The sequence below is a fragment of the Pseudobutyrivibrio sp. 49 genome, assembly GCF_900100545.1.
In the GTDB taxonomy this organism is placed as follows: domain Bacteria; phylum Bacillota; class Clostridia; order Lachnospirales; family Lachnospiraceae; genus Pseudobutyrivibrio.
The window spans coordinates 1-23874 of record NZ_FNDP01000007.1; the positions used below are offsets into that span (position 1 = coordinate 1).

A 23874-nucleotide genomic window follows, 5' to 3' on the forward strand; every position below is an offset into this window, starting at 1 on the left:
ACATGAAATTTTGTAAATTTGGAGGTCTTCAATTAATTCATTATAAAAAGTTTGAGATAAAGGGTTGTTTTCATTCACGAGTAAAGTTATCATAGTTTCCTGTAAAGGGTTGTGTATAGTTTAATTTATGCATAACTAGAAAAGGCGGGAGCGGACTGTGGTAGGTGCGGCTCCTGCTTTTTTTTAGCAGTATACACAACAAGAGCTATAATAATCGAAGAAGGCAAGGAATGGAACAATCTGACAAAAAATGCTTCAGATTAATCTATCCTTGCCTTCATTTATTTTGAAGAAAAAAAGAAATTTTTATTGCAGGTAAAGTTACTTTCAACACTTCACGAAGATGAAGCAACCACATATAAGGTATTATATAAATCCAAATTAGTAGCCTATATACCTGAGTGTTTTTATAAATATTATCAGCGTGATTGCAGCATCATGACATCAGGATTAGAAAAAAGATATCCTGATTACATTTTGTCAATAAAAGAACGTATTCAATACTTTCAGGAACGCGGGGAAAGGGTGCTCGCTGACCACAGTATATTGAGAGTTTTGGAATACGTTAAATATATATATAGAAATGTTTCTTCTGAAAAAAAAGAGGAAGTTGGTATGCTCTATAATCAAATGATTAAAGAGTATGGTATTCCGCAAACTATAAAGACTAAAAAAAAGCTGGCACTATTATTGTGGAAGTTTGTTAAGGCATAAATGTTATGAAGAAAAATCTTATTTCGGTAGTAATACCGGTATACAACGGTGAAAATAGCATAAGACATTGTCTTGATGCTCTCTTAGATCAGACATATCAGGAACTGGAAATAGTAGCAGTAGATGATGGTTCTACTGATGGTACCTATGAAATTCTGAAAGAATATGCACAGAGAGATTTTAGAGTAAAGGCATACACTCATAGCAATGTGGGTGTTTCTGCTACACGTAACGAAGGAATAGATCATGCAACAGGAGAATATGTAATTTTCTGTGATGCGGATGATTATCCTGAGCCTAATCTTGTAGAGCGCTATGCTCGCGCTATAGAGGATTGGTCCAATTCTGAAATAAGCTTTATTTGTTGCGGAATGTTTTTTGATAATCTTTACAACAGAAATGTAAAGAATAAAAAATGTTTGTTGGAAGCAAGCTACGGCTTCGTTGAAGGCGAAAGTTATTTGATTTCCCGCACAGCAGCATCTACCCTTGCATGGCTTAAGATTTTTAATTTTGTTACTAACAAATGTTATGATTTGAAATTTTTAAATGATAACAATATCAGATTCAACGTTGGCACTAACATAGGTGAAGACCTTAGATTTAATTTAGATTACTTGGAAAAATGTCCTGGAAATATAGGTGTAATTAATGAATGCCTATATCACTATGTAAAGAGAACCCGTGACAGTCTTTCTATCACATATCATGTTGGTGACTTAGAAGATACAAAATGTATCTACAGGCGTTTTATTAATTGGATATCAAAAGAATCCGGTGTTACAGCTGACAATATTTTAGTTGTAAAAAGCCTTTATATTTATGATTGGGTTTGTCGTCTTACCAGCATGTATGAGGCAGCTGAACGAGACGAAAGATGCAGCGTTAAGAAAAAGCTAAGCAAAGAACTGAAATCCAAAGAATTTCAGACCATACTAAAAGAAACATACGCTGCAAAAAAAATAAGCACACTTAGATATGTGTGCTTAAGAACTAGAATATTCCAGATATTCTATTTCTTCCGTGGTATATACCAGCTTATGAAGGGCTAAGATGGCTATACATAATCGGAGCGATTATGTAGGCCAGGCGCCTTTTTGAGGAATGGGAAGGATGAACATTTTTTAGTTCAGTTTGAACTCCTCTAATTTGAGGTAGCACCTCTTTATTCCCATTCTTATATTCTTTTAGAAGACGGTACATGCTGTATTCAAGAATTGAATTATAGCTGTCCTCCACAAAGTCTTCTGAAATCAAATTTCTGATTTCATCGAAGGCAGGTTTATATTTAAATACTGTTCCTTTGAACAGATTAATGTTATTGGTCGCAGATGTGCTACTTTGCACATAGTGATATAAAGGAAGATTTATATAAGTAAATTTCAAATCAGGATTCTTAGAAAACAAGGTGGTTTGAAATAATAAATCTTCACACATACTTATAGCGGTATTAAAGTAAATATCTTTTATAAGCTCTGCTCTAAAGAGACGAGTAAATAAAAAACCTCTGACATTATCGTCGGAAAACATAGCCTTTAAAAGAGTGCTTGAATCAATGGCTTTTGGATATGAGCCAGTGTAGGAGGTTGTGAGACCATCCACCTCGGTAAAATATCCGCATACACATCCAGCTATATTTTTATCCGTTAGACCAGAAATCATACATTCATAATAATTTTTTTCTAAATAATCATCTGCGTCTAAAAAACTAATCCAATGAGATGTGGCATATTTGGCGCCTAGGTTTCTAGCGGTGGATACACCAGCATGATCTTGATGTATGTATTTTATGAATGGATGCTTACTAGCATAATCCATGGCGATAGCTGGTGAATTATCAGTGGAGCCATCATCGATTAAAAGTATTTCATCTGGCGTAACAGTGCCAGCCAAAATACTGTCAAGCATTTGGCATAGCCCAGCGCCACAATTATAAAATGGAATTATTGTTGTGATTGTTTTATTCATATCTTGATTATATGTGAATTTAATCATCACTGCAAATAACCTTGAGGAGTTTTATGAGTGAGTTACTAATACCTAAAAAAATACATTATTTTTGGTTTGGTGGGGCAGAGAAATCTGCTAGCGTTTTGCGTTGCATTGATTCCTGGAAAAAACACTGCCCAGATTTCGAAATAATCGAATGGAACGAAAACAATTACGATATTCATAAACATCCATTTATGGAAAAGGCTTTTAATGATAAAAAATGGGCATTCGTTTCTGATTATGCTCGCTTAGATGTACTAATTCAGCATGGTGGAATTTATTTGGATACAGATGTTGAGGTATTAAAGGATTTATCACCATTATGTAAAGCAAATGCATTTATCGGCTTTGAAAGAACAGACCTAATAGGTGACGGCCAAGGCTTCGGTGGAGTTGCAGGCTATCCAATATTTAAAGAAATGCTTGCAGAATATGATGGTTTAGATCAATACATCGAAAGTCCCAAGCTAAGGACAAAGGTGTTGCTTAATCACGGACTAAGGCTAGATGGCACACATCAGCAAATCCATGGAATGGAGGTATATCCAGTAGATTATTTTTGCCCTAAAAGCTGGACCACTGGAAGAACTAAAATTACCGAAAATACCTTTTCAATTCATCATTTTGATGAAAGCTGGAAGGGGAAAAGCGCACATAAATACACTGTGCTAATGAGGTTTCTTAACAGAACCTTTGGAGAAGAAAAAGGCCAAAAGCTGTTTAAAGATATAATTTCTATTAAAGACAAGCTAAAAGGAGAACACTGATTTGGAGCAAAGACCACAGGATAAATTAATATCAGTAATCGTTCCAGTTTATGATGCTGAGAAATTTCTTGATTATTGCATTAGCTCAATAATGAAACAGACCTATCAGAATTTTGAGCTTATTCTCATTGATGATGGCTCAAAGGATTCTAGTGGTGCTATTTGTGATGAATGGTACAAAAAGGATTCTAGAATAAGGGTTGTTCATCAGAATAATTCAGGTGTTGCAGTTACTCGCAACAAGGGACTTGAAATGGCAAAGGGTGATTATATCTGCTTTGTTGATAACGATGACTTTGTAACAGAGAATTTCCTTGAGACATTTATCATTGCCATGGAAAAAACTGATGCTGATATTGTTATGTGCGATATAGTTTCAGCCAAGGTTGGTGAGCCTGACAGGCCTTTGGACAAGGTGATAAAACTTGATGTAAAAGGATGCATGGATTGGCTTTCTAACCCATTATCAAAAGAATATGTAATCATGGTTGTTATCTGGAACAAGATGTACAAAAGAAAGCTGTTTCAGGAAAACCGTTTTGCAAAGGGCATCTATCATGAAGACGAATTCATGATTAACAATATGTTTAGAACAGTGGAAAATGTTACCTTTGTTCCATTACAGAATTACATTTATCGTTCCAATGAAACCGGCATCACTGGTGAGAAAAATAAAAATGCAATGTATCATCTGGAATTTGCTGATGCATATGATGAGAGAATCCAGCTTGCTCTGGAAAAATATGACGATGAAGAATACGCGCTAAAGGTTGCTAAATGGATTTTCATTAAGCTGGCCGAATTCTACAAAACAGGCAATCCTAACATGCAGAATGCTGTAAAGAAAAAGTATTCTGAGATGTATGATAAATATTCATATCTGCTTTCAGATAAGCAGAAGGCTAAATATAAGATGTTTACAATAACCCCAGGGTTATTCTGCAAGACATTTATCAAGTATTTGTAAGAGGTGAAAAGGTTGTGCAAAGATAAAAAGCTGGTATCCATCATTATTCCAGCTTACAACGTAGAAAACTACATAGACAGCTGCATCGAATCTATCCTTGCGCAGACTTACACAGCTATTGAGGTGCTGATTGTTGACGATGGCTCAAAGGATAACACCTGGTCCCATATTGAGGGCTTCATGGCACAAGATGAAAGAGTGAGGGGATTTAGACGAGAGAATGAAGGCGTTTCAGCCACTAGAAATTTTGCCCTGACTCAGGTAAATGGCGAATACATCCAGTTCGTTGATGCAGATGATTATCTTGCAAAGAATGGGGTTGAGCGATTGGTAAATGCTATGGAATCAACAGGAGCAGATTGGGTTAATTGCCAATACAATCGTGTTGACGAAGAGGGCAATCTACTGGAGCAGTATAGCTTCCACCATGGCTTTAAAGACACCAGCACACAGGAAGCTCGCTTTAATCTTATTAGAGATGAGCTTTTAGAATATTTCATTGGTTATGAGGTTTGGAACAAGCTATTCCGTACTTCCATAATAAAAGAAAAGGGTCTTGCCTTTGATGAAAGCTGTCACATCGGTGAGGATTTAGAATTTAATACTTGCTATGGATTCTATGCAAACTCAATCAATTGCATTGAAGACAGGCTTTACTATTATCTTATCCGATCAGATTCAGCAATGGCAAAGTCAAAAGCATTATCTAATAATTTCAGGCAGCATCTGGAATTATCAAAGGGGATTGAATCTCGTTTTAATGAGGCTTTCGATAAAGAATTAAATGGCAAATTTTATCAGCTCTTTTACAAGCTGATGATTCATGGCTTTAAGTCATATACTGCGGAGGAAGCCTTACAGATTTCTAAAGAGGTTGATGATGATTTTTACAAAAAATATCTTTCAGAGACCTTAAAACACAAAGATGAGTTTAGCAAGATGTTTTATCCTGAAATATCTAAGCTTTACTATAGATATGGTCTTTACATAGCCGCACACTTAAATAAAGACCATATAAGGGAGATATATTTAAAGGGTTATGATCTATATCGCATGTTGCGAAAAAGGGAGACTTTAAGGGAGTGGAAGCTATCCTAAAGGCTTGTCCTAAAGGAGATTAATGTTGTGGAAAAGAAGCATGCATATCTAGTCATGGCGCACAGTGATTTTGAATCACTAAAGTATTTATTACAGGCGATTGATGATGATAGAAATGACATATTTATACATATCGACAAAAGAACCAGCTACGCAGATTTTGATGAAATCAAATCTTGGGTAGAAAAAGCTGGTCTATTCTTTGTGCCAAGAATGAAGGTCCGCTGGGGACATTCAAGCTTTGTGAAATGTGAACTGAAGCTTTTAGAAAAAGCCACAAAGGCAGGGCACTATCATTATTATCATTTCCTCTCGGGAGTAGATTTTCCTTTAAAATCTCAGGATGAAATCCACGACTATTTAAGAGATAAGGATTTAGAATTCATAAACTATCATTTTGACGGTGATAACGGTGATGAGTTCGCTTGGAAAATAAGATATTATCACTACTTTATGCGGTGGATAGGGCGAGGTCATTTTGATGGCCCTGGCAAACAAAATGCCATTCTACGGCGCATAAAAGATAAAAATTGGGAGCTCGTTGGAAGGCAGGAAGCCAAAGGCTTTGATAGAAGAAAAAAATACCAAAATATTGAATTTGTAAAGGGCGATAATTGGGTTTCCATTACGGATGATTTTGCAAGATTTTTGCTATCAAAGAAAAACAAAATCATGAGGCTTTCCACCTTTGCAAACACCCCAGATGAATTCTTTATTCCAACGGTAGCTTACAATTCAGTTTATAAAGCGAGGATAGCTGGGGATAATCTAAGGCTAATTGATTGGAATCGTGGAAATCCTTACAAATTCGCATATACGGATTTAGATGAGCTAAAGCAGTCAGAAAAGCTTTTCGCAAGAAAGATATCATTTGTTAATGAACCAAGGCTGGTTCTTGAGTTGATGGAACATATAGGTGTGAAGCCTGCTTACCAAAAGCCAGACAATCCACAGGTAAGCATTGTGGTTCCAATCTACAACGTACAGGATTACCTTGCAAAGTGTCTTGAATCAATATCAAGTCAGACCTACAAAAATATTCAGGTGATTATGGTAGATGACGGCTCCACTGACAGCTCAGGTAATATTGCCGAAAGCTTTTCACAAAAGGATTCACGCTTCTTATACATACATCAACAAAATGGCGGCTTGTCTGCAGCCAGAAACACAGGAATCAAGGCGGCAACAGGTCAGTATATAGCAGTGGTTGATTCAGATGATTGGGTTGAACCAGATTACATTGAAGAGCTGCTGAAGGTATCAATGGAAACTGATGCTGATATCACAGTCTGTGGATTGATAAAGGAAAGCAGCACACCACAGGAAATTAGCATCAAAGATAACAAGGTATACTCACGAACCTCAGCAATGAATATTCTCAGTAATATTTTTACTGAAGATTATTTGGTGATAAATGTGGCCTGGAACAAGCTTTATAAGAAAAAGCTTTTTGACAAGGTGAGTTATCCAACAGGAAAGCTTCACGAGGATGAATACATTATCCATAGATTGATAGATGAATCTCGCTTGATATGCACAACGCCAAAGGCTTTGTATCATTACAGAATCCGAGATGACAGCATAACCGGTGCAAAGCAGGCAGCCAATATAAAGCACTTCGATATCATAGAAGCCCACAAAGACAGGGTGAAATTTTGCAAAAGGCAAATCTACGGTGGCTTCTACAGATTGATAGTATATTCGTTGTTTGAAGAGATTATTTGGCTAATGCCAACCTACGACCATTCTTCCTTTAAGAAGTATGGTTTGAATAATAAATTCAGGCGGATAATGCTCCGTGAGTATATAAAAAACTATTCGCAGCTGGACAGACATCAGCGTTTTGAGTACCTCTCTGTGATAATTAATCCAGAAGAGTACAAACAAAATTCAGACAGTTAGAGAATGGAGAGCGTTTTGGGAAAATATAAAAATAAAGTATTAAATTTCAAGGACGGAATTATTAGCAGACTATATTACAACCTTAGATGGGTTTACTCATTTTACAGGATGTATTTAGGCAGAATCCTACTATATGCTTTTATAGAAATAATGCGTATGGGTGTTGACTTTTTCATAACCTATAAGATTGGAAATGTTGTTGATTTTGCAGTTGCAAAGAACACAGACAAGGTAATAGGTATGGGATTACTATACGCCGGGTTGTTCTTTGGAAACGCCATACTAAGCATAGCGTCAAACCGTACAGCAGCATGGAATTACAATTCTATGCAGGCAGATATGGTTAAGAAGCTTTTCAATAAAGTACTTAAGGCTGATTGGGAAGAGCTTACAGCCTTTCACTCAGGTGATTTGATTACAAGAATGTCTACCGATGCAAAGACAATTTCGCAGAATGTAGGTACGTTCCTTACCACAATCATCACACAATCATTGATGATTATCGTGGCACTTACAGTTATTCTTGTGAATGATGCTAGCATGATTCTTGTAGTTATTGTTGTTGCTCCTATAATCGTATTCTCATCAAGATTATTCATGAGAAAAATATATGAGTCACAGACAGCAATTAAAAAGATTGAAAGTAAAGAGACTGCTTACAGCAAGGAGTCCTTCCACAATATTCAGGCTGTTAAGGCATTCGGTCTTGCAGATGAATTCTATAGACGAATTAATTTTTTGGAGCAGGACAGATATGCTGCTGACATGAAGTCCAATATGTACTCACTTATGTCATGGATTATCACATACCTTGCTGGTATTTTCTCAGCAATTATCTGTATCGGCTGGGCATTTTTCAGAGTTGATTCAGGTGCTATGACACTTGGTGCCCTTACAGTAGTAATCATGATGGCATACAGAATCGCTGTTGCAGGAAAGGCACTTTTACAGCAGATTCCCCTTTCATTACAGCTTACAGTTTCAATTGAACGTGTAAGAGATATTATCAACATCCATAACGAAAAGCTTGTTGAGACTGTAGAGTATGAAAAGTTTGCAGTTGAGACAGATAAAAACGGTGTTTCAGTTCATGTTGATGATATGAGCTTTGCATACAAAACAGGACGTCAGATTTTCAACAACGTAAATCTCGAGGCTAATCCAGGAGAGATCATTGCTCTTGTTGGTCCTTCAGGTGAAGGTAAGACAACAATGCTTAGAATCCTTCTTGGAATTCTTAAGGCTGCTTCCGGAAATGTATACGCACAGCTTCCAGAAAACGGCGAAAAGTACGGATTCTCAACAGAGACTCGTTCACTTATAGCCTATGTTCCACAGGGCAATACAATGCTTTCTGGAACTATCAAGGAAAACATGCAGCTTATAGCTCCTGATGCTACTGATGAGGAAATCATAGATGCATTAAAGCAATCCTGTGCATATGATTTTGTGCAGAAGCTTCCAGATGGTATATATCACAATATCGGTGAAAGTGGTGTTGGATTCTCTGAGGGACAGAATCAGAGACTTGCAATTGCAAGAGCAATCCTTAGAAAGACACCTATACTACTTATGGATGAGGCGACTTCCGCTCTTGATGTTGCTACAGAAAGAAAGGTTCTTAGTAACCTCATGAAGAAGGACACAAAACGTACCTGTATCCTTACAACACATCGTCCTAGTGTATTATCTGCATGCGATAGAGTATATCGTATATGCGATACTAAGGTTACAGTTATAAATGAAGCTGAAATTCAGCAGCTTATGAATGATTTTTAAAAGGGAAATGTTATGAGTCAGGGAATTTATGTCACAAAACCAGTACTTCCACCATTAGAGGAGTACATGGAGTACTTAAAGGAAATTTGGAGTACACACAACCTTACCAATTTAGGTAAATTTACAAAGGATTTTATCATTGAATTAAAGGAGTTCATGGATGTGGACTATTGCCTTACACTTTGCAATGGTCACATGGCACTTGAAATGTTATTACAGGCCATGAATTTATCAGGAGAGGTTATAACTACTCCATTTACATTTGCATCCACAACACATGCTATTGTACGTAATGGTTTGACACCAGTCTTTTGTGATATTAGGGAAAGCGACTGTACAATTGATGTAGATAAAATCGAATCGCTTATCACTGATAAGACAACAGCTATCGTTCCAGTTCATGTATATGGAATGCCATGTGATATAGATAGAATTGAAGAGATTGCAAAGAAGCACAACCTCAAGGTTATTTACGATGCTGCCCATGCCTTTGGTGAAAAGGTGAATGGTGTGAATATTGCCAAGGCAGGAGATGCTTCAATGTTCAGTTTCCACGCTACAAAAGCCTTCAACACAATTGAGGGTGGCTGTGCAGTTACAAATGATTTTGATGTTATGAGAAGAGTTTATCAGCTTCATAATTTTGGAATCATGGATGAGGAGAATGTGGAGTTCGTCGGAGCAAATGCAAAGATGAACGAGTTTGAGGCCATCATGGGTCTTTGTAACCTTTCTCATTTCGAAGAAAACAGACAGAAGCGTAAGATTCTTTTTGATACATACAGAAAGCGTCTTTCTCAGATAAAGGGAATTAAGCTCCTACAGTATGATGAGGATGCTGTAGAGCTTAACTATACATATTGTCCAATCATCGTAGACGAAGAAGAATACGGTATGGATAGAGATGCCTTGCATCAGCTTTTAGGAACTCAGGGTATTCATGTTAGAAAATACTTTTATCCTATTACAAATGAATTTGCATGTTTTAAGAATGCAGGCTATAAGGGAGATGTTCCAATTGCTCATCGCATTTCGCGACAGATTGTTACACTTCCATTGTATACAGATTTGGAGCTTGAACAGGTTGAAAGAATCTGTGACATGATTGAAAGGAAAAAATAAGGACTAATGGGAACTAACATTATTGGCTTAGGCGTTTTCCCATTATTGTTGCTATATGCATTTTCACATCGTTACAACACAGGGGAATTTGAAAAGGAATTCTTTTCAAAACGACAGACGCAGACCCTGAAAGGAATACTAATTATATTTGTATTCTTTCATCATTTTGTTGAGTTAAACAATTGCGAAGGACCAATTTTTGGAGTCTACTTTTTCGCACAGTTTACAATAGCACTCTTTTTCTTGATATCAGGTTATACAACAGCTTTAGGATATTCCCGCTTACAGGGAAAGCCTGATTTGAAAAAGATGTGGATTAAGAGAAGTTGGAGATTATATTTACCTATAGTTATTTTTACTTTGCCAACAAATAACTTTTTAACGGCAATTCTATTCTTCTTTGTTTTATCAGATATTGCTTACTCGCTATTTGATTCAGACAAAAAAAGATTAGCTTTCATTTTCGCAGGTAATATGATTTATCCTTTCACCCTCAAACTTTTGGGATTTGGAGATTGGTGGTATGATGACATACTGACCTTCTTCATGGGAGTAGCCCTGTTTATGTACAAGGAGCAGATTACCAGCTTTTTAAAAAAGAAAATCTATTGGGTGATTATGCCAGTAGGAACTATTTTAACAGTAATCAGCATTTATCTGGCAATCATGAAACTGCCTTTTGATTATTCAACAATGATACGATCAACTACTATGACCGTTATCATCGTGTTGTTCCTTCAGAGGTTAAATCTAAAATCAAGATTGTTTTACTTTGTAGGGGAGTACACCTGGGAAATCTTTCTAACACACCAGATTATTATTCGTCTGATGCAAAGGATATTTAGCAAAAATATCCTGGTATTGATTTCTTCAATAGTGTTAACAATCCTATCAGCGGTAATTGTTAATAAAAGCGTACTGAAGCTTAAAACTATTATAGAAAAGAGGAGAATGAAAAATTGAAGTTAGGAATTAATCAGCCATATTTTTTTCCATACATAGGATATTGGCAGCTTATGAATGCAGTAGATGAGTATGTGCTAGCAGATAATCTGAACTTTATAAAGCAAGGATACATTAATCGAAACAAGATCTTGATAAATAAGGAGCCTCAGTATTTTAGACTTCCTGTTCGTAAGCCTTCTCAGAATAAGCTTATCAATGAGCATGAGACTTCACTTACAGAGGAAGAAATCGAGAAGATGCTTCACACACTTCAGTGTGAATATAGACATGCACCAAACTTTGAACATGTATATGAGCATGTAAAACAGGTTCTTGAATTTGGTCTTACTGAAGAGGGGAAGAATCTTGCTACTTTTCTTGAAAATGCAATAACCCTTACTGCAAGAGAGCTAGGTATTACTACACCAATTAAATTAGCTTCAAGGGATGTCATTCTCGACAGAGATTACAAGAGAGAAAACTATGTTATTGCCACTTGTAAAAAGCTTGGTGGTACAGAATATTACAATGCTATTGGTGGTAGAAAGCTTTATTTTCAGGATTTCTTCAGAGCAAACGAAGTTGGCTTGAAATTCGTAAAGACGAAGGAAGACATTAGCTATGAGCAGTTTGGTGATGAGTTCATCCCAAATCTGTCTATTATAGATGTTATGATGTTCTGTTCAAAAGAGCAGATATCAGAAATGTTAAATGATTTTGAGTTGGTAGAAGGTTATGAAAGCCCTGCTGACCTAGTGGAGGAATAGTCTTATGGGAAATAAGAAGGTAAGTATTGTAGTTGCTACATACAATCAGGAAAAATACATTCGAAAAACTCTTGAAAGTATTATCGCACAGAAGGCAAATTTTGAGTTTGAAGCAATTGTTGGAGATGATTGTTCAACAGATGGCAATGCTGAAATTATAAAGGAATTTGCAGAAAAGTATCCTGATATCATCGTTCCTGTTCTTCGGGAGAAGAATCTTGGTATGCATGGAAATACTTTGGATCTTATGATGCGTGCTCAGGGAGAGTACATAGCCTTTATAGAGGGTGATGATTACTGGATTGATGAGAACAAGCTTCAGAAGCAGGTTGATTTCTTGGATTCACATCCAGATTATGTGGCTTGTTTTGGTTTTTGTCATATTGTTGATGCAGAAGGAAACAGACAGGAAAAGCTTGAGCAGTGGAGTGGCTTCATGAAGGAAGGTGGCGAGTACACCTTACAGATGTTCCAGGATTATCTTCTCCCAGGACAGACAGCTACTTCAATGTATAGAAGAGTAGCTTATGGTGCACTTCAGCAAAAGCTTATGGAAGCAAACATTGATATAAGCAAAATGATTGATCGTTCTCAGGTTCTTTGCATGCTTGCTGTAGGTAAGATGTACAACTTAGGAGAATATTTAGCTGCATACCGTTATGTTCTTACAGAAGGAAGTGGCTCATGGTCATCACAGAACGATTTCTACAGTAAAGACAACGTTCTGAAGTACATAGCTGGAATGAAGGATATGGAAAAGACTGCCAAGGTTCTCGGCGTAGAGCTCGACTTCGATGCTAGAAGAAAATATGAGCTTATGAAGCTGGAAGTTTGTGCAGATAAATTTTCAAAAAAAGATTATAAGGTGATTCTCAATCAGTTAATTGAGGATGCTTCTGACAAGAAAGGATTAAAGCGCATACATTCGACAAGACATCTTAGAAAATTAATTCTGAAAATGCAGGGGAAAATTTAATAAGGGTAGTAAGTAGTTTTTGTTTTTTTAGAAATTGAGGTTTTATGTTATGAAAAAGTTATTATTGTTGGGCAACAATTGTCATGTGGATGAACTAATTAAGCATGCGAAAGAAAGGGGAGTGTACACAATTGTTACCGACAATCTTTCGCTGGAACAATCTCCAGTGAAAGCTATGGCAGATGAGGCATGGAATTTAAGTGTTCTTGATATCGATACTATAGAGGAGAGATGTAAACAGGAAAAAATCGACGCCATTCTTTGCGGCGCCAGCGAAGTTTGTATTAAAGCTAATAAAGAACTTTGCGAAAGATTAAATTTACCATTTTATGCCAATCAGAAGGCATGGGATATTACAAATGACAAACTGGCTTTCAAAGAGATTTGTCAGGAATGTGGTATCCCAGTTCCATATGAATACGATCTTGATATAGAATTGAGAGCGGACGATTTGGCAAAGATAAAATATCCAGCTGTTGTTAAGCCAGCGGATGGTTGTTCTAGCATTGGGCTTCATATCTGCAATAATGAAGCCGAGCTAACAGAGGGATATTTGGATGCTTATGAAAAGTCTACAATCAAGAGAGTTATTGTAGAAGAATTTGTGCCTGGTGAGCAGGTAGGACTTATTTACGGAGTCATAGACGGAGTGCCTTATATGAACGCAGCGGGTGATGATTGTGCCTGCAAATATGACGCTCACAGACGTGTATTTGGAGCATGTCCAACCAAGCACAAGAAAATGTTTGAGAAAATACTAGAAAAGCCAATTGTTGAGCTTTTTGAGAAGCTCGAAATCAAAGCTGGTGTTGCAGGTATTCAGGTTATCACTGATGGTGAAAAGGTTGCTGTTCTTGAAATGAATTATCGTTTGCCAGGAGGCAAATTTCCAGGTGAAAAGTTCCTTTGCGACGTAATGCTTGATAATGCTTTGGGAGAAAATACAAATCCAAAGACAGTACCACAGCAGGGACAATTATTTAGTTATGCTATCTGGTTAAAGCCAGGTGAAATTGCTGAAATAAGGGGACTTGATGTTTTACGAGCTCGTCCACAGGAATTTAATATTCAGCAGTTTAGACAGGTGGGCGACATAGTTCAGGAAAACACCGGAATGAAACAGGTTCTTGGTTATATAATGTTCTTTACTGATGTTGAACATCATGAAGAATACATAGATTTTATTAATAAAACAGTTCAGGTTATTTCTGTAACTGGCAAAGATTTGGTGTGTCACTATCGATTTGAGAAGGGATATGCTGTGTAATAATCTACACACAATCTTTGATAGTGTGTCAAATCACTATTATGCAACATAAAAAGCATGCATTTTTATGCACATTTTTTGCGAAAAAGATAGTATTATATATACACTTGTGAAGAAACTGTGAACTCGGAGAAAGTTGTAGCAAAGAAGTGCTACAAAATGTTCGCAGTGACAATATTTAGTAGGGAGATAGAGATATATGACAAAGGAAAAAGCTATTGAGATCCTTGAAAAAGCTGGACAGGGTCATGTAATGAAAGGGTTTGATAATCTTTCCGCTGAAAAGCAGGAAGCATTTCTTGCTCAGATCGAAAATATCAACTGGTCTGATTTTAAGCTCATCGGAAATGATTCAAATGATGCTAGAGGAGAGTTTACAGTTCCTCCAGCTATTGAGCTTTCAGAAATCGCTGAGAGAAAGGCTGAGTTCGAAGCAGCAGGTCTTGAGGCCATCAAAAAAGGCGAGGTAGGAGCCGTTCTTCTCGCAGGCGGTATGGGTACACGTCTTGGTTTTGATTTACCAAAGGGTTGCTACAATGTTGGTCAGACACACGAGTTATTTATTTTCGAGTGCCTCATCAATAACCTTATGGAAGTAGTTAATAAGGCAGGTGCATTTGTTCCTCTTTACATCATGACTAGTGAGAAGAACGATGAAGCTACTCAGAACTTCTTTAAGGAGCACAATTACTTCGGTTACAATCCAGATTACGTTAAGTTCTTCATTCAGGATATGGCTTGCGCAGTAGATTATGACGGAAAGCTTCTTCTTGAGGAGGAAGGTCGTCTTGCTACATCACCAAACGGAAACGGTGGTTGGTATGCTTCTATGATGAAGGCAGGTCTTAAGAGTGATATTCAGGCACGTGGTCTTAAGTGGATCAATGTATTTGCTGTAGATAATGTTCTTCAGAGAATTGCAGATCCTTTATTTGTTGGCGCTACAATCCTTGGAAACTATGTATCAGGTTCAAAGGTTGTTCGTAAGGTAGAGCCAGCTGAGAAGATGGGACTTCTTTGCTTAGAGGATGGCAAGCCAAGCATCGTAGAGTACTATGAGATGTCAAAGGAGATGTCTGAGGCAAAGGCTGAGGACGGAAGTCTTCTTTACAAATATGGTGTTATTCTTAACTACTTATTCTCAGTTGAGAAGCTTGATGAGATTGTTAACAACAACCTCGTTGTACACGTAGTAGAAAAGAAGATTCCATTTATTAATGAGGCAGGTGAGAAGGTATCGCCTACAGAACCAAATGGTTATAAGTTCGAACTTTTAGTTCTTGATATGATCCACATGATGGATAACAACCTTGCATTCGAGGTTGATAGAAATTATGAGTTCGCACCAATCAAGAATCTTCATGGGGTAGATTCAGTTGATAGTGCAAGAGAGTTACTTCAGAAAAACGGTGTTGTATTGTAAAGGGTAGGGTAATGTATAAGAAAAAGAAAAAGTTTTGGGCAAAGCACTGGGACATAATTTTATTAGACACTATAGCAGCTTTGCTTGCTATGATAATTGCCCTGTTTTTCCGCTTCGAAAGAATACTTTTCTGGGATGTAATCCCACACGAGTATATTTATGAAAATATCATGATTATGATCGTCTTTGCCAGCGTTTTAAATGCTGCTTTGAGAGATCCATATACAGGTATTGTTCATAGAAATAAGTGGCAGGAGTTAAAAGCAGTAGTAATTCATTCGTTTGTTAACTTATGTGGAATATTAATATTCCTCTATGCATTCAGATATTCAAATCGTATTTCACGAGTTGTGATTTTATCATGGTTCGTACTTATGGTCTTTATCATGTTTGCAGTTCGTATTGTTTTTAAGCGTATTGTTCGTGTGAGAAAGCATGATGACAGCTTAAAATCATCGATGCTTGTTATCGCTGATTCAAGCACAATTAATCACTGTCTTAGCCAGTTGGCGGCATCTGATTATGTTGAGTACAAGGTTGTTGGCTGTGCCATTATTGATAAGGATTGGGTTGGAAAGAAAATACAGGGTGTTCCTGTTGTAGGAGATTGTGATTCTGTATTTGAATACATCCGTACCCATGTAGTAGATGAGGTTTTCATCGATGGAAAGAATAGATACAGCGAGGAACTTCTTGCTGAGCGTCTTACAGATTTGGGATGTACAGTTCACATTTCCCTTATCCATACAGAACATCTGATGAAGAACCGTGCTATTGAGTACTATGGTGATTACATCACTATGACAACTAGTATGCACATGGCCACAAACCGTGAAGCCTTCTGCAAGAGAACAATCGATATTCTCGGTAGCTTGGTAGGATTGCTTATCAGTGCAGTTGCTTTTGTTTTCATAGCACCTGTAATCAAGATTCAGGCCCCAGGCCCTGTATTCTTCTCACAGACACGTATCGGAAAGAATGGTCGCCGCTTTAAGTTCTACAAGTTCCGAAGCATGTACACTGATGCTGAGGAGCGTAAAAAAGAGCTTATGGATCAGAATGAAATGAATGGACTTATGTTCAAGATGGAGAACGATCCTCGTATCTTCCCAGCAGGTCATTTCATTAGAAAGTATTCTATCGATGAGCTTCCACAGTTCTGGAATGTTTTAATCGGAGATATGTCTCTGGTTGGTACAAGACCACCTACAGAGAATGAATTTGTACAGTATGAGTTGCATCACAAAGCTCGTCTTGCCAGCCGTCCAGGGCTTACAGGAATGTGGCAGGTAAGCGGTAGAAGTGATATCACAGACTTCGAAGAAGTCGTGGCACTTGATACAGAATATATTAAGAATTGGTCACTTGGACTTGACTTACAGATTATCCTTAAGACAATCGCAGTCGTATTAAAGGGATCAGGTTCTAAATAGACAAATAGACCTAGTAAAGGGTATAATATCCTTTACTAGGTTAATTTTATATTGGAGACAAAAAATGAAAATTTCGGTAATCACACCTTTTTATGAGGGTGATAAATATATGGATAATTTAGTGGATATACTTATTGCCAACGAATTATCCCTTACAAAAATGGGGCATGAGCTTGAGGTGATTCTTGTAAATGACAGTCCATGGAAAAAGCTTGAGGCACCTGCTTCTGAGGGACAGTTCATTAAGGTAATTACTAATCCAGAAAACAAAGGTATTCACTATAGCAGAGTGTCAGGGTTATCAGAAGCCTCTGGTGATTACATCATGTTTTTGGACCAGGATGATTCCCTTACAGAGGACGCACTTGTAAAGTTGCTTAAATCAGCGCTGACTTCTCAGTCTGATGTTGAAGTAGCAAATGCTTCACTAGAGCAGTCAGACGGCAGCAGGCTTTTATGGTATCGTAATAGCGCACACAAGGCTTTGATTGGAGATTTGAATACGTATTTACGAATCGGCATTCAGATTATCTCCCCAGGTCAGTGCCTTATCAAAAAGTCTTCTGTACCAGAGTTCTGGAAGGAACATATTATGACAGAAAATGGAGCAGATGATTATTTCCTTTGGCTGTTGATGTTGGCTAAGGGCATGAAATTCCATTATTATGATGAGCCACTATATGTTCACAGATACACTTCAGCTAATCTATCTGCAGACACTACAGTTACAGATAAATCAGTATTTGATTTCATTGATTTGCTTCATGACTGCGAGTATTTTAAGCAGGAAGATATTTTCACACTTCATGAAATGATTAGCTACAAGAATCAGTTTAGAGCCAGTGGTACATTTGGAAAGATTACCTGCTCGTTGGCTAATCTTGGTTTGTTTATTGATAATGTTAAATTTAAGAAGAAAACAGGTACTGGATACGGGTTTAACAGATAATGAGAGATACAGCTATACTTCTTGCTACCTATAATGGTGAACAATACCTTAGGCAGCAGCTAGACAGTCTTTTTGGACAGACTAGTCAGGAATTTAGACTGGTAGTTCATGATGATGGCTCTACAGATTCAACTGTAGATATAATAAATGAATATCGTGATAAATACCCTGACAGGATAGAGATTTTGTATGGTGATTCCTGTGGCGGTCCAAAGGAGAATTTTTTATGGATGCTTGGCAAAACAGAAGCAGATTATTATATGTTCTGTGATCAGGATGATGTTTGGTTTCCAGAAAAGGTGAAGCGGTCCGTGGAAGCCTTGGAAGAAGCTGAGGGGATGATTCATTATGAAGGGGATGAGGTTCAGCCGGTATGTGTATTTACGGATATGGTTGTTGCCGATGATAATCTGAATAATCTATCCGATTCCTTCATAAGATATATTGGTCGTTTGCCATCAAATACGGCATATACTCAAATCTTAATAGATAATCCAGCTGCTGGATGCACGATGTGCTTTAATCGTCAGCTCAGGGATTTGGTAGTTCAGCTTGAGCCAGAATTAGATATGAAAAATATCCCAATGCACGATGCACTGGTTTTGGAAATTGCAGCGATTATGGGAAAGGTGGTTGCTATTGATGAGCCACTGGCATATTATAGACAGACAGGTCATAATACCATGGGAGCTGTAACAGAGACAGAATCAGATAAGGCCTCAAGAAATATTCAGGATTTGAAACAGGGGTCTATATTTGAAAAGAAAAAGGCTTTTGTTAATGAGTCCAGAGTATTTGCTGGTGAAATCGCAAAGGCAGAATGGCTTCCAAAGGACAAGAAGAATGTTCTTCTCCGTTACTCAAAGATTGGAGAGAAGGGGAAGTTCAAGCGAATGAGTTTTTATTCAAAAAATAATTTTACCAGAGCTCACCACAACCTATGGTTTAGGCTTTGGGTTTAGGAGAATAAAATGAAAAAAACATTATTGTACATGAAGAAGCATGCAGATTTTATCATTTTGGATTTGCTTGCCCTTATTATTGGTTACGTTGTAGTTGTTCAGTTTAGATATTTGGCAAGACCAGTTCACCATGGAGAGTTATTCTTTGATTATGGTGTTGTTCTGACAGCGGTATACTTTTTAATATTGCTCTTCAGCAAAAATTTATCAGGTGTAATAAAGCGAAGCTTTTTCAAGGAATGTCAGACCTTGCTGGTGCAGGTTTTCGTTAGCTGGGCTTTCTTTACAGTAGTTCTTTATGGCATCAAGAGTGCTCAGAACTTCTCTCGAAGCGTTTATGCAGCAGCGTTTATTATCTGTTACTTCTGCTTATTATTTGAGCGTAGTGCATTGAAATGCTTTATAAGATTTAGCCGTTTTCATTCGGCACTTTGTCCAAAGCTGATTATCGTTTGCGATAGCAATCATTCTCAGGAGGTTATCAAACGAGTGCTCAAGGGCTCTTTTGAAAACGATTATGAAATCGTGGGTGTTGCCATGAATGACGAGGGTGTTACAGACTATATCGATCATTTCGATTCCTTAATCGGTCTTGATAAGCTGGAGGATTTTATCAAGGATAAAAAGATTGACGAGGCTTTTATCGAGGTGGCAGATGCAGGCGTAGAAACTCACGTAATCAATCTTCTTTTAAAGCACAACATTATTGCTCATCGCAGTCTAGAGGAAAGCACAATGAATTATGTTGAGCAGGAAATTGACGAGATTAGTGGTCACTACGTAATTACGATACGTGATACTCAGGTTTCATTTGTAACCAGAGCAGAACGTCTCGAAACAAAGATATTTAGAAAGTTGACAAAAAAGGATTAGCATGAAATCAGCAGTATTTTTTGATATAGATGGAACTCTTTGGAATTATGATAAATACATTCCGGAAAGCGCCAAGGTTGCAATTAAAAAGCTAAGAGAGAACGGGCATCTGGCTTTTATTTGTAGTGGTAGAGCCCGTGCTTTCATCAATGATCCAGAGCTTTTGGGGCTGGGCTTTGATGGTATTGTTTGTTCCTGTGGTTGTCATATCGAGATAGATGGAAAGATTATCTATCAGAAGATTATTGATAAGGATATCGTAAAAGACACCATCGAAATGCTTCGAAGCTACGGCTTCAGACCAATTCTTGAAGGACCAAAAAATATTTACATGGATGATGATGAATTTGGTATCGATGATCCTTTTGGAAATGTTCTTCGAAGAGACGTAGGAGAGAACCTTGTTCCTGTAGGCGGTGATTACTATGGTGACTGGGTAATTAACAAAATGTCATGCGCCACAGAGGTAGAGGCAGATAGAAGATTAGAGTGCTTCGACAAGCTTTCAGCTCACTATCAGGTCATTTGTCATAATGAAAATGTTTGTGAGCTTGTGCCAGTAGGTCATAACAAGGCTACAGGAATGATAAAAGCTTGCGAGCTTATTGGTATTGATTTGGCAAACACATACGCAATAGGTGATAGTGAAAATGATCTTGATATGCTTCAGACAGCTCATGTAGGTATTGCCATGGGAAATGGTACAGACCGAGCAAAGGAAGCTGCAGATTATGTTACTACCGATTTTGATAAAGACGGAATTTATAATGCACTTAAGCATTTTGGATTAATTTAACAGACTACAAAAGCACCCATCAAAGGGTGCTTTTGTGATGTGATTAGTAATGAGCTGTAAAGCTGTTTATTCTTGCATAGGTGAAGGCATCTGCTACGTAAGCATTAGGGTTTCCTGAAGGTGACCAGTTCTGGGTAACTACTTCAGCGTTAATTGTCATTCTACAATTTTTAAGATCCTTATCAGTTATTCCAGTGCGGAGTTTTACAGTAAAGGTATTTGAAAACTGATAACCTCCCACCTCATTTGCCATGCCGGTAGTGGTGGCTGCATTACGTCCCAGCTCTTCGCCTGTGGCTGAGAACACTTGAATTACAAGATTGGTAAGTTCGTTTCCGTAATCCATATTTACTGTAATAGATTTTGTTCCAGATTTAATAACTCCCGGTAATACAGATGCTGAGATTGTAGTACGAGCCAGCTTATAGCTTTCACTTGATTTTGAACCACCTGAAAAAACCGCATTACTACTTGATGCGCTTTTATATAGAACGCCTGATGTATTAGTAGCATCAAGATTGATTGTTTCTGAGGTGCTTCCATTTGTCTTCGATATACGTTTTGTGACGGTACTATCTACATAAGGGCAATATGCGGTATATACCAGGTAATTACCTTCAGTAATGATTTCAGAGGACACTGTAATTGGCTTTACCTTATGAGAAGCCTCCTTTGTACAGTAAGGCTTAAAGGTAGCCTCTGCATAGTCCTTTGCCCAGATTATCGTGTCATTATCTTCTGATACTGTATAGTTGTGTCCATTTGCTATACAGTCAGGATAATAGCCTTCCAAATATACAGTTCCACTAATGCTGACAGCGGCAATTGATGTGAAGCTTGAAGGAGAGCCATTTGGATAATTTAAATCATAGCTTTTATGAGATTGTGCAGTTATGTTAATTTGTGCTCCAGCACGTTCTACATCAGTAAGTCCACCGATGTAGAAGCGGAGCCCCTGTGATGTGAAAACAGACTGAACTCTAGATTGATTTTTATCGGTGGCAATTGGATTGCCATTTACTGTGACGGACCAGCTAACCAACTTGTTTTCAACGAACCAGCCCTGAGTGGCAGGTTCCTTAAGCCCAGTTACATATACAAAGGAAGAGGAATTGATAAGACCAAGTTTTCCAAGCGGTAATGAGGCAGTTCCAACGTGGACTGCAGTAACATCACCATTGCCGTCTGAAGCATAATCTCTTGTGGTGGCACTGTAGCCATAGTAGCCACCTCCTGTATAGAAGGGGCGGAAGAATTTACCACTTTGACCAGCACCGGAATGCTTGGCAGTGAAGCGTGTGCCATAGCCATATTCACCATTGGTATCATTAATTAGGTTGGCAGTTGCTGAGCAGCCATTGATATATTTCATGGCAGCACTATTTTTGTAAAGCAGATAAGCTACACGCTCAACATCGTTAGCATTGCTTATACATTTAGCATGAGAGCCACATACTGAGGCTGATTCATTGCCACAACACCAACCGTCAGCCAGGGCAAAAACTGAACAGATATCATCGTATTTTTCAAGGTCTTTAATATTGATTTTATCGTTCATATTAAGCCAGGCTCCCATACCTTTTCCAGTGCTTACCACATAATTGAAAAATTCCTGTCCTTTACCACCTTTGTCATTGGCGGCATATTTGGAACGGGCAATCAAATCGTAGATTGAGGGATATTTTTTAGCCAGAGAGTTTTCGCCAATAGTCAGGTATTGATCATATAAATACTCTTGATACGACTTAAGCCATTCTACCTGTTTATCAGAAAGATAACTTTCATTTCCATCACCTTCATACAAAGATGCCAGTGTAGTTAGAACATAAAGGTCATATGAAATTCCATTGTAGGAACCATCCTTAAGAATATTATTGTCGGAGCCTTTTTTAGTACCGATGTATAAACCCTCTGATGTAAGGTCTGCAATTTTAGTGGCAAAAATAGTATATGTATCTGGGTTAGAAAGATAATTGCAAACGTTTTTTTGCATAATTTCATTTGTAGTTTTTTCGGCCAGGCCTAGTATTTCTCCTAGATACTCTGTATTATTCTTTATCGTATTTCCGAAGTAGGCTTCGAAGTCGCCAGTGGAACCAGTAATATTTCCATTTTGAGTTCCGTCCGATAAAAGCTTAATAGTTCCATCATTACTAGAATAGTAATCGTCGTATTTTTCTATCCAGGATGTAAAACCTTCTTTATCAGCATTCCAGTTTGCTTCCTCATAAAAAAGTTTTTCCCATAACATTTTCACAACCTCACTTTTCTGGCTGGAGTTTAGTGATAAATAGTGTGGGATTTCATTTCGGAAGGGAATAAAGATTTTTTCAGAGCTGGGTTTATGAGTGAGAGAGAGTTCAGATGCCAATGCTACATTTGTTGTGGCGGGCACCACAAGTGAAGCTGCCAGTACAAAGGACAGGGCAGGCTTCAGAAATTTATTTAATTGATTTATCTTAAACATTACTTAATATCCTTTTCGTAAAGCGTTACATTTTTCTTTGTATCATTATCGTACTCATCCACCAAGGTATAGGAGGCTTTGATTTTGATAACTTCAGTTTCATTTTTGTTATAGTAGACTTCCATGGATAAATCCTCAGGACAGCTGCCTGAAATATCAAGTGCATCAAAAGCAGACTTTTCTGCATTGTTAAATTTATTTTCAGAGTCGATCACAATAGAAATTGCCTTGTTAATAGAAAGCTCATCATAGGCCTTGAAAGTCGCTTCATAGCACTCGCAGTATTCCTCAGAAAGATAGCCCTCATCATCTACAATAATAGTTGGGACGAAGCCTTTGATAGAAACAGAGGAGTCTCTTTCAGGTTTATCAGGCTCATCCTCGAGATTTTCATCATCGTTCTCTGCCTCTTGGTCAGTCTCAGAATCATCTTCAGAGTCTGTTTCACCATCTGCTTCAGAATCAGCTTCATCATGGTTTTCATCTGAATTATCTTCTTCCGCTTCAGTCTCAGTCTTTGCATCTTTCTGTTCCTGAGTCTCATCCGCTATATTTTCATCTACAATTTCTTCCTGAACTACATCCTCAGAATCTTCAGCGTAAGCGATGATTGGTGTTCTAAGGACGAACATGGAGAAGATTACAGATATAGTAATTAATTTTTTAAAACTCATT

Annotated in this window: 21 protein-coding genes; 18 read left to right on the plus strand and 3 right to left on the minus strand. The window is 37.6% G+C overall.

All coding sequences use genetic code 11. The features are described 5' to 3' along the window. Window positions 1–309: 309 nt before the first annotated feature. Window positions 310–714, plus strand: coding sequence for a hypothetical protein (locus BLP54_RS07755; protein WP_090168429.1), 405 nt, complete (start codon window positions 310–312; stop codon window positions 712–714). A 5-nt stretch (window positions 715–719) separates the two neighbouring features. Then, a complete protein-coding gene (locus BLP54_RS07760; protein WP_090168431.1) occupies window positions 720–1766 on the plus strand; it encodes a glycosyltransferase family 2 protein in 1047 nt (348 codons plus the stop codon). On the opposite strand, the gene BLP54_RS07765 is transcribed toward BLP54_RS07760, so the two are convergent. Further along, the gene (locus BLP54_RS07765) at window positions 1753–2709 is read right to left on the minus strand and encodes a glycosyltransferase family 2 protein (RefSeq protein WP_090168435.1); all 957 of its coding nucleotides are present in this window, start codon (window positions 2707–2709) and stop codon (window positions 1753–1755) included. The genes BLP54_RS07760 and BLP54_RS07765 overlap by 14 nt on opposite strands. Window positions 2710–2735: 26 nt before the next feature. Here BLP54_RS07765 and BLP54_RS07770 point away from each other — a divergent pair, with 26 nt between their 5' ends. From BLP54_RS07770 to BLP54_RS07845, 16 genes are all read left to right on the plus strand, one after another. Next, entirely contained in the window at window positions 2736–3473 is a 738-nt protein-coding gene (locus BLP54_RS07770) for a glycosyltransferase family 32 protein (protein WP_090168438.1), read from the plus strand. A 1-nt stretch (window position 3474) separates the two neighbouring features. Further along, window positions 3475–4440 carry a glycosyltransferase family 2 protein gene (locus BLP54_RS07775; RefSeq protein WP_090168441.1) on the plus strand — a complete coding sequence of 322 codons (966 nt, stop codon included), beginning with the start codon at window positions 3475–3477 and terminating at the stop codon, window positions 4438–4440. A 12-nt stretch (window positions 4441–4452) separates the two neighbouring features. Next, entirely contained in the window at window positions 4453–5538 is a 1086-nt protein-coding gene (locus tag BLP54_RS07780) for a glycosyltransferase family 2 protein (RefSeq protein WP_176754507.1), read from the plus strand. Window positions 5539–5565: 27 nt separating this feature from the next. After that, entirely contained in the window at window positions 5566–7440 is a 1875-nt protein-coding gene (locus BLP54_RS07785; protein WP_090168447.1) for a glycosyltransferase, read from the plus strand. Between the two features lie 15 nt (window positions 7441–7455). Beyond that, window positions 7456–9219, plus strand: coding sequence for an ABC transporter ATP-binding protein (locus BLP54_RS07790; RefSeq protein ID WP_176754508.1), 1764 nt, complete (start codon window positions 7456–7458; stop codon window positions 9217–9219). Window positions 9220–9231: 12 nt separating this feature from the next. Further along, entirely contained in the window at window positions 9232–10341 is a 1110-nt protein-coding gene (locus BLP54_RS07795; protein ID WP_090168453.1) for a DegT/DnrJ/EryC1/StrS family aminotransferase, read from the plus strand. 6 nt (window positions 10342–10347) lie between these two features. Further along, window positions 10348–11304, plus strand: coding sequence for an acyltransferase family protein (locus BLP54_RS07800; protein ID WP_090168456.1), 957 nt, complete (start codon window positions 10348–10350; stop codon window positions 11302–11304). Then, a complete protein-coding gene (locus BLP54_RS07805) occupies window positions 11301–12053 on the plus strand; it encodes a WbqC family protein (RefSeq protein ID WP_090168459.1) in 753 nt (250 codons plus the stop codon). The genes BLP54_RS07800 and BLP54_RS07805 overlap by 4 nt, the downstream gene beginning before the upstream one ends. 4 nt (window positions 12054–12057) lie before the next feature. Continuing rightward, on the plus strand, window positions 12058–13029 hold the full coding sequence (locus BLP54_RS07810; RefSeq protein WP_090168460.1) for a glycosyltransferase: 972 nt from the start codon (window positions 12058–12060) through the stop codon (window positions 13027–13029). A gap of 49 nt (window positions 13030–13078) precedes the next feature. After that, window positions 13079–14296, plus strand: a complete 1218-nt coding sequence (locus BLP54_RS07815) for an ATP-grasp domain-containing protein (protein ID WP_090168463.1) — start codon at window positions 13079–13081, stop codon at window positions 14294–14296. A gap of 199 nt (window positions 14297–14495) precedes the next feature. Further along, window positions 14496–15719, plus strand: coding sequence for a UTP--glucose-1-phosphate uridylyltransferase (locus BLP54_RS07820; protein ID WP_090168466.1), 1224 nt, complete (start codon window positions 14496–14498; stop codon window positions 15717–15719). Window positions 15720–15730: 11 nt separating this feature from the next. Continuing rightward, window positions 15731–17152: a sugar transferase gene (locus BLP54_RS07825; protein ID WP_090168468.1), complete on the plus strand. Its 1422-nt coding sequence runs from the start codon at window positions 15731–15733 to the stop codon at window positions 17150–17152. 64 nt (window positions 17153–17216) lie between these two features. Beyond that, window positions 17217–18101: a glycosyltransferase family 2 protein gene (locus tag BLP54_RS07830; RefSeq protein WP_090168470.1), complete on the plus strand. Its 885-nt coding sequence runs from the start codon at window positions 17217–17219 to the stop codon at window positions 18099–18101. Further along, a complete protein-coding gene (locus BLP54_RS07835) occupies window positions 18101–19063 on the plus strand; it encodes a glycosyltransferase family 2 protein (protein ID WP_090168473.1) in 963 nt (320 codons plus the stop codon). Before BLP54_RS07830 ends, BLP54_RS07835 begins: the two co-directional genes overlap by 1 nt. Window positions 19064–19072: 9 nt before the next feature. Continuing rightward, a complete protein-coding gene (locus BLP54_RS07840) occupies window positions 19073–19936 on the plus strand; it encodes a Rossmann-fold NAD(P)-binding domain-containing protein (RefSeq protein WP_090168476.1) in 864 nt (287 codons plus the stop codon). 1 nt (window position 19937) lies between these two features. Next, on the plus strand, window positions 19938–20732 hold the full coding sequence (locus tag BLP54_RS07845; RefSeq protein WP_090168478.1) for a Cof-type HAD-IIB family hydrolase: 795 nt from the start codon (window positions 19938–19940) through the stop codon (window positions 20730–20732). A gap of 43 nt (window positions 20733–20775) precedes the next feature. On the opposite strand, the gene BLP54_RS07850 is transcribed toward BLP54_RS07845, so the two are convergent. Together BLP54_RS07850 and BLP54_RS07855 are read right to left on the minus strand one after the other, a co-directional pair. Beyond that, window positions 20776–22983, minus strand: a complete 2208-nt coding sequence (locus BLP54_RS07850) for a hypothetical protein (protein ID WP_090168481.1) — start codon at window positions 22981–22983, stop codon at window positions 20776–20778. Between the two features lie 215 nt (window positions 22984–23198). Next, complete coding sequence (locus BLP54_RS07855) at window positions 23199–23873, minus strand: hypothetical protein (RefSeq protein WP_090168484.1); 675 nt, start codon at window positions 23871–23873, stop codon at window positions 23199–23201. Between the last annotated feature and the right edge of the window lies 1 nt (window position 23874).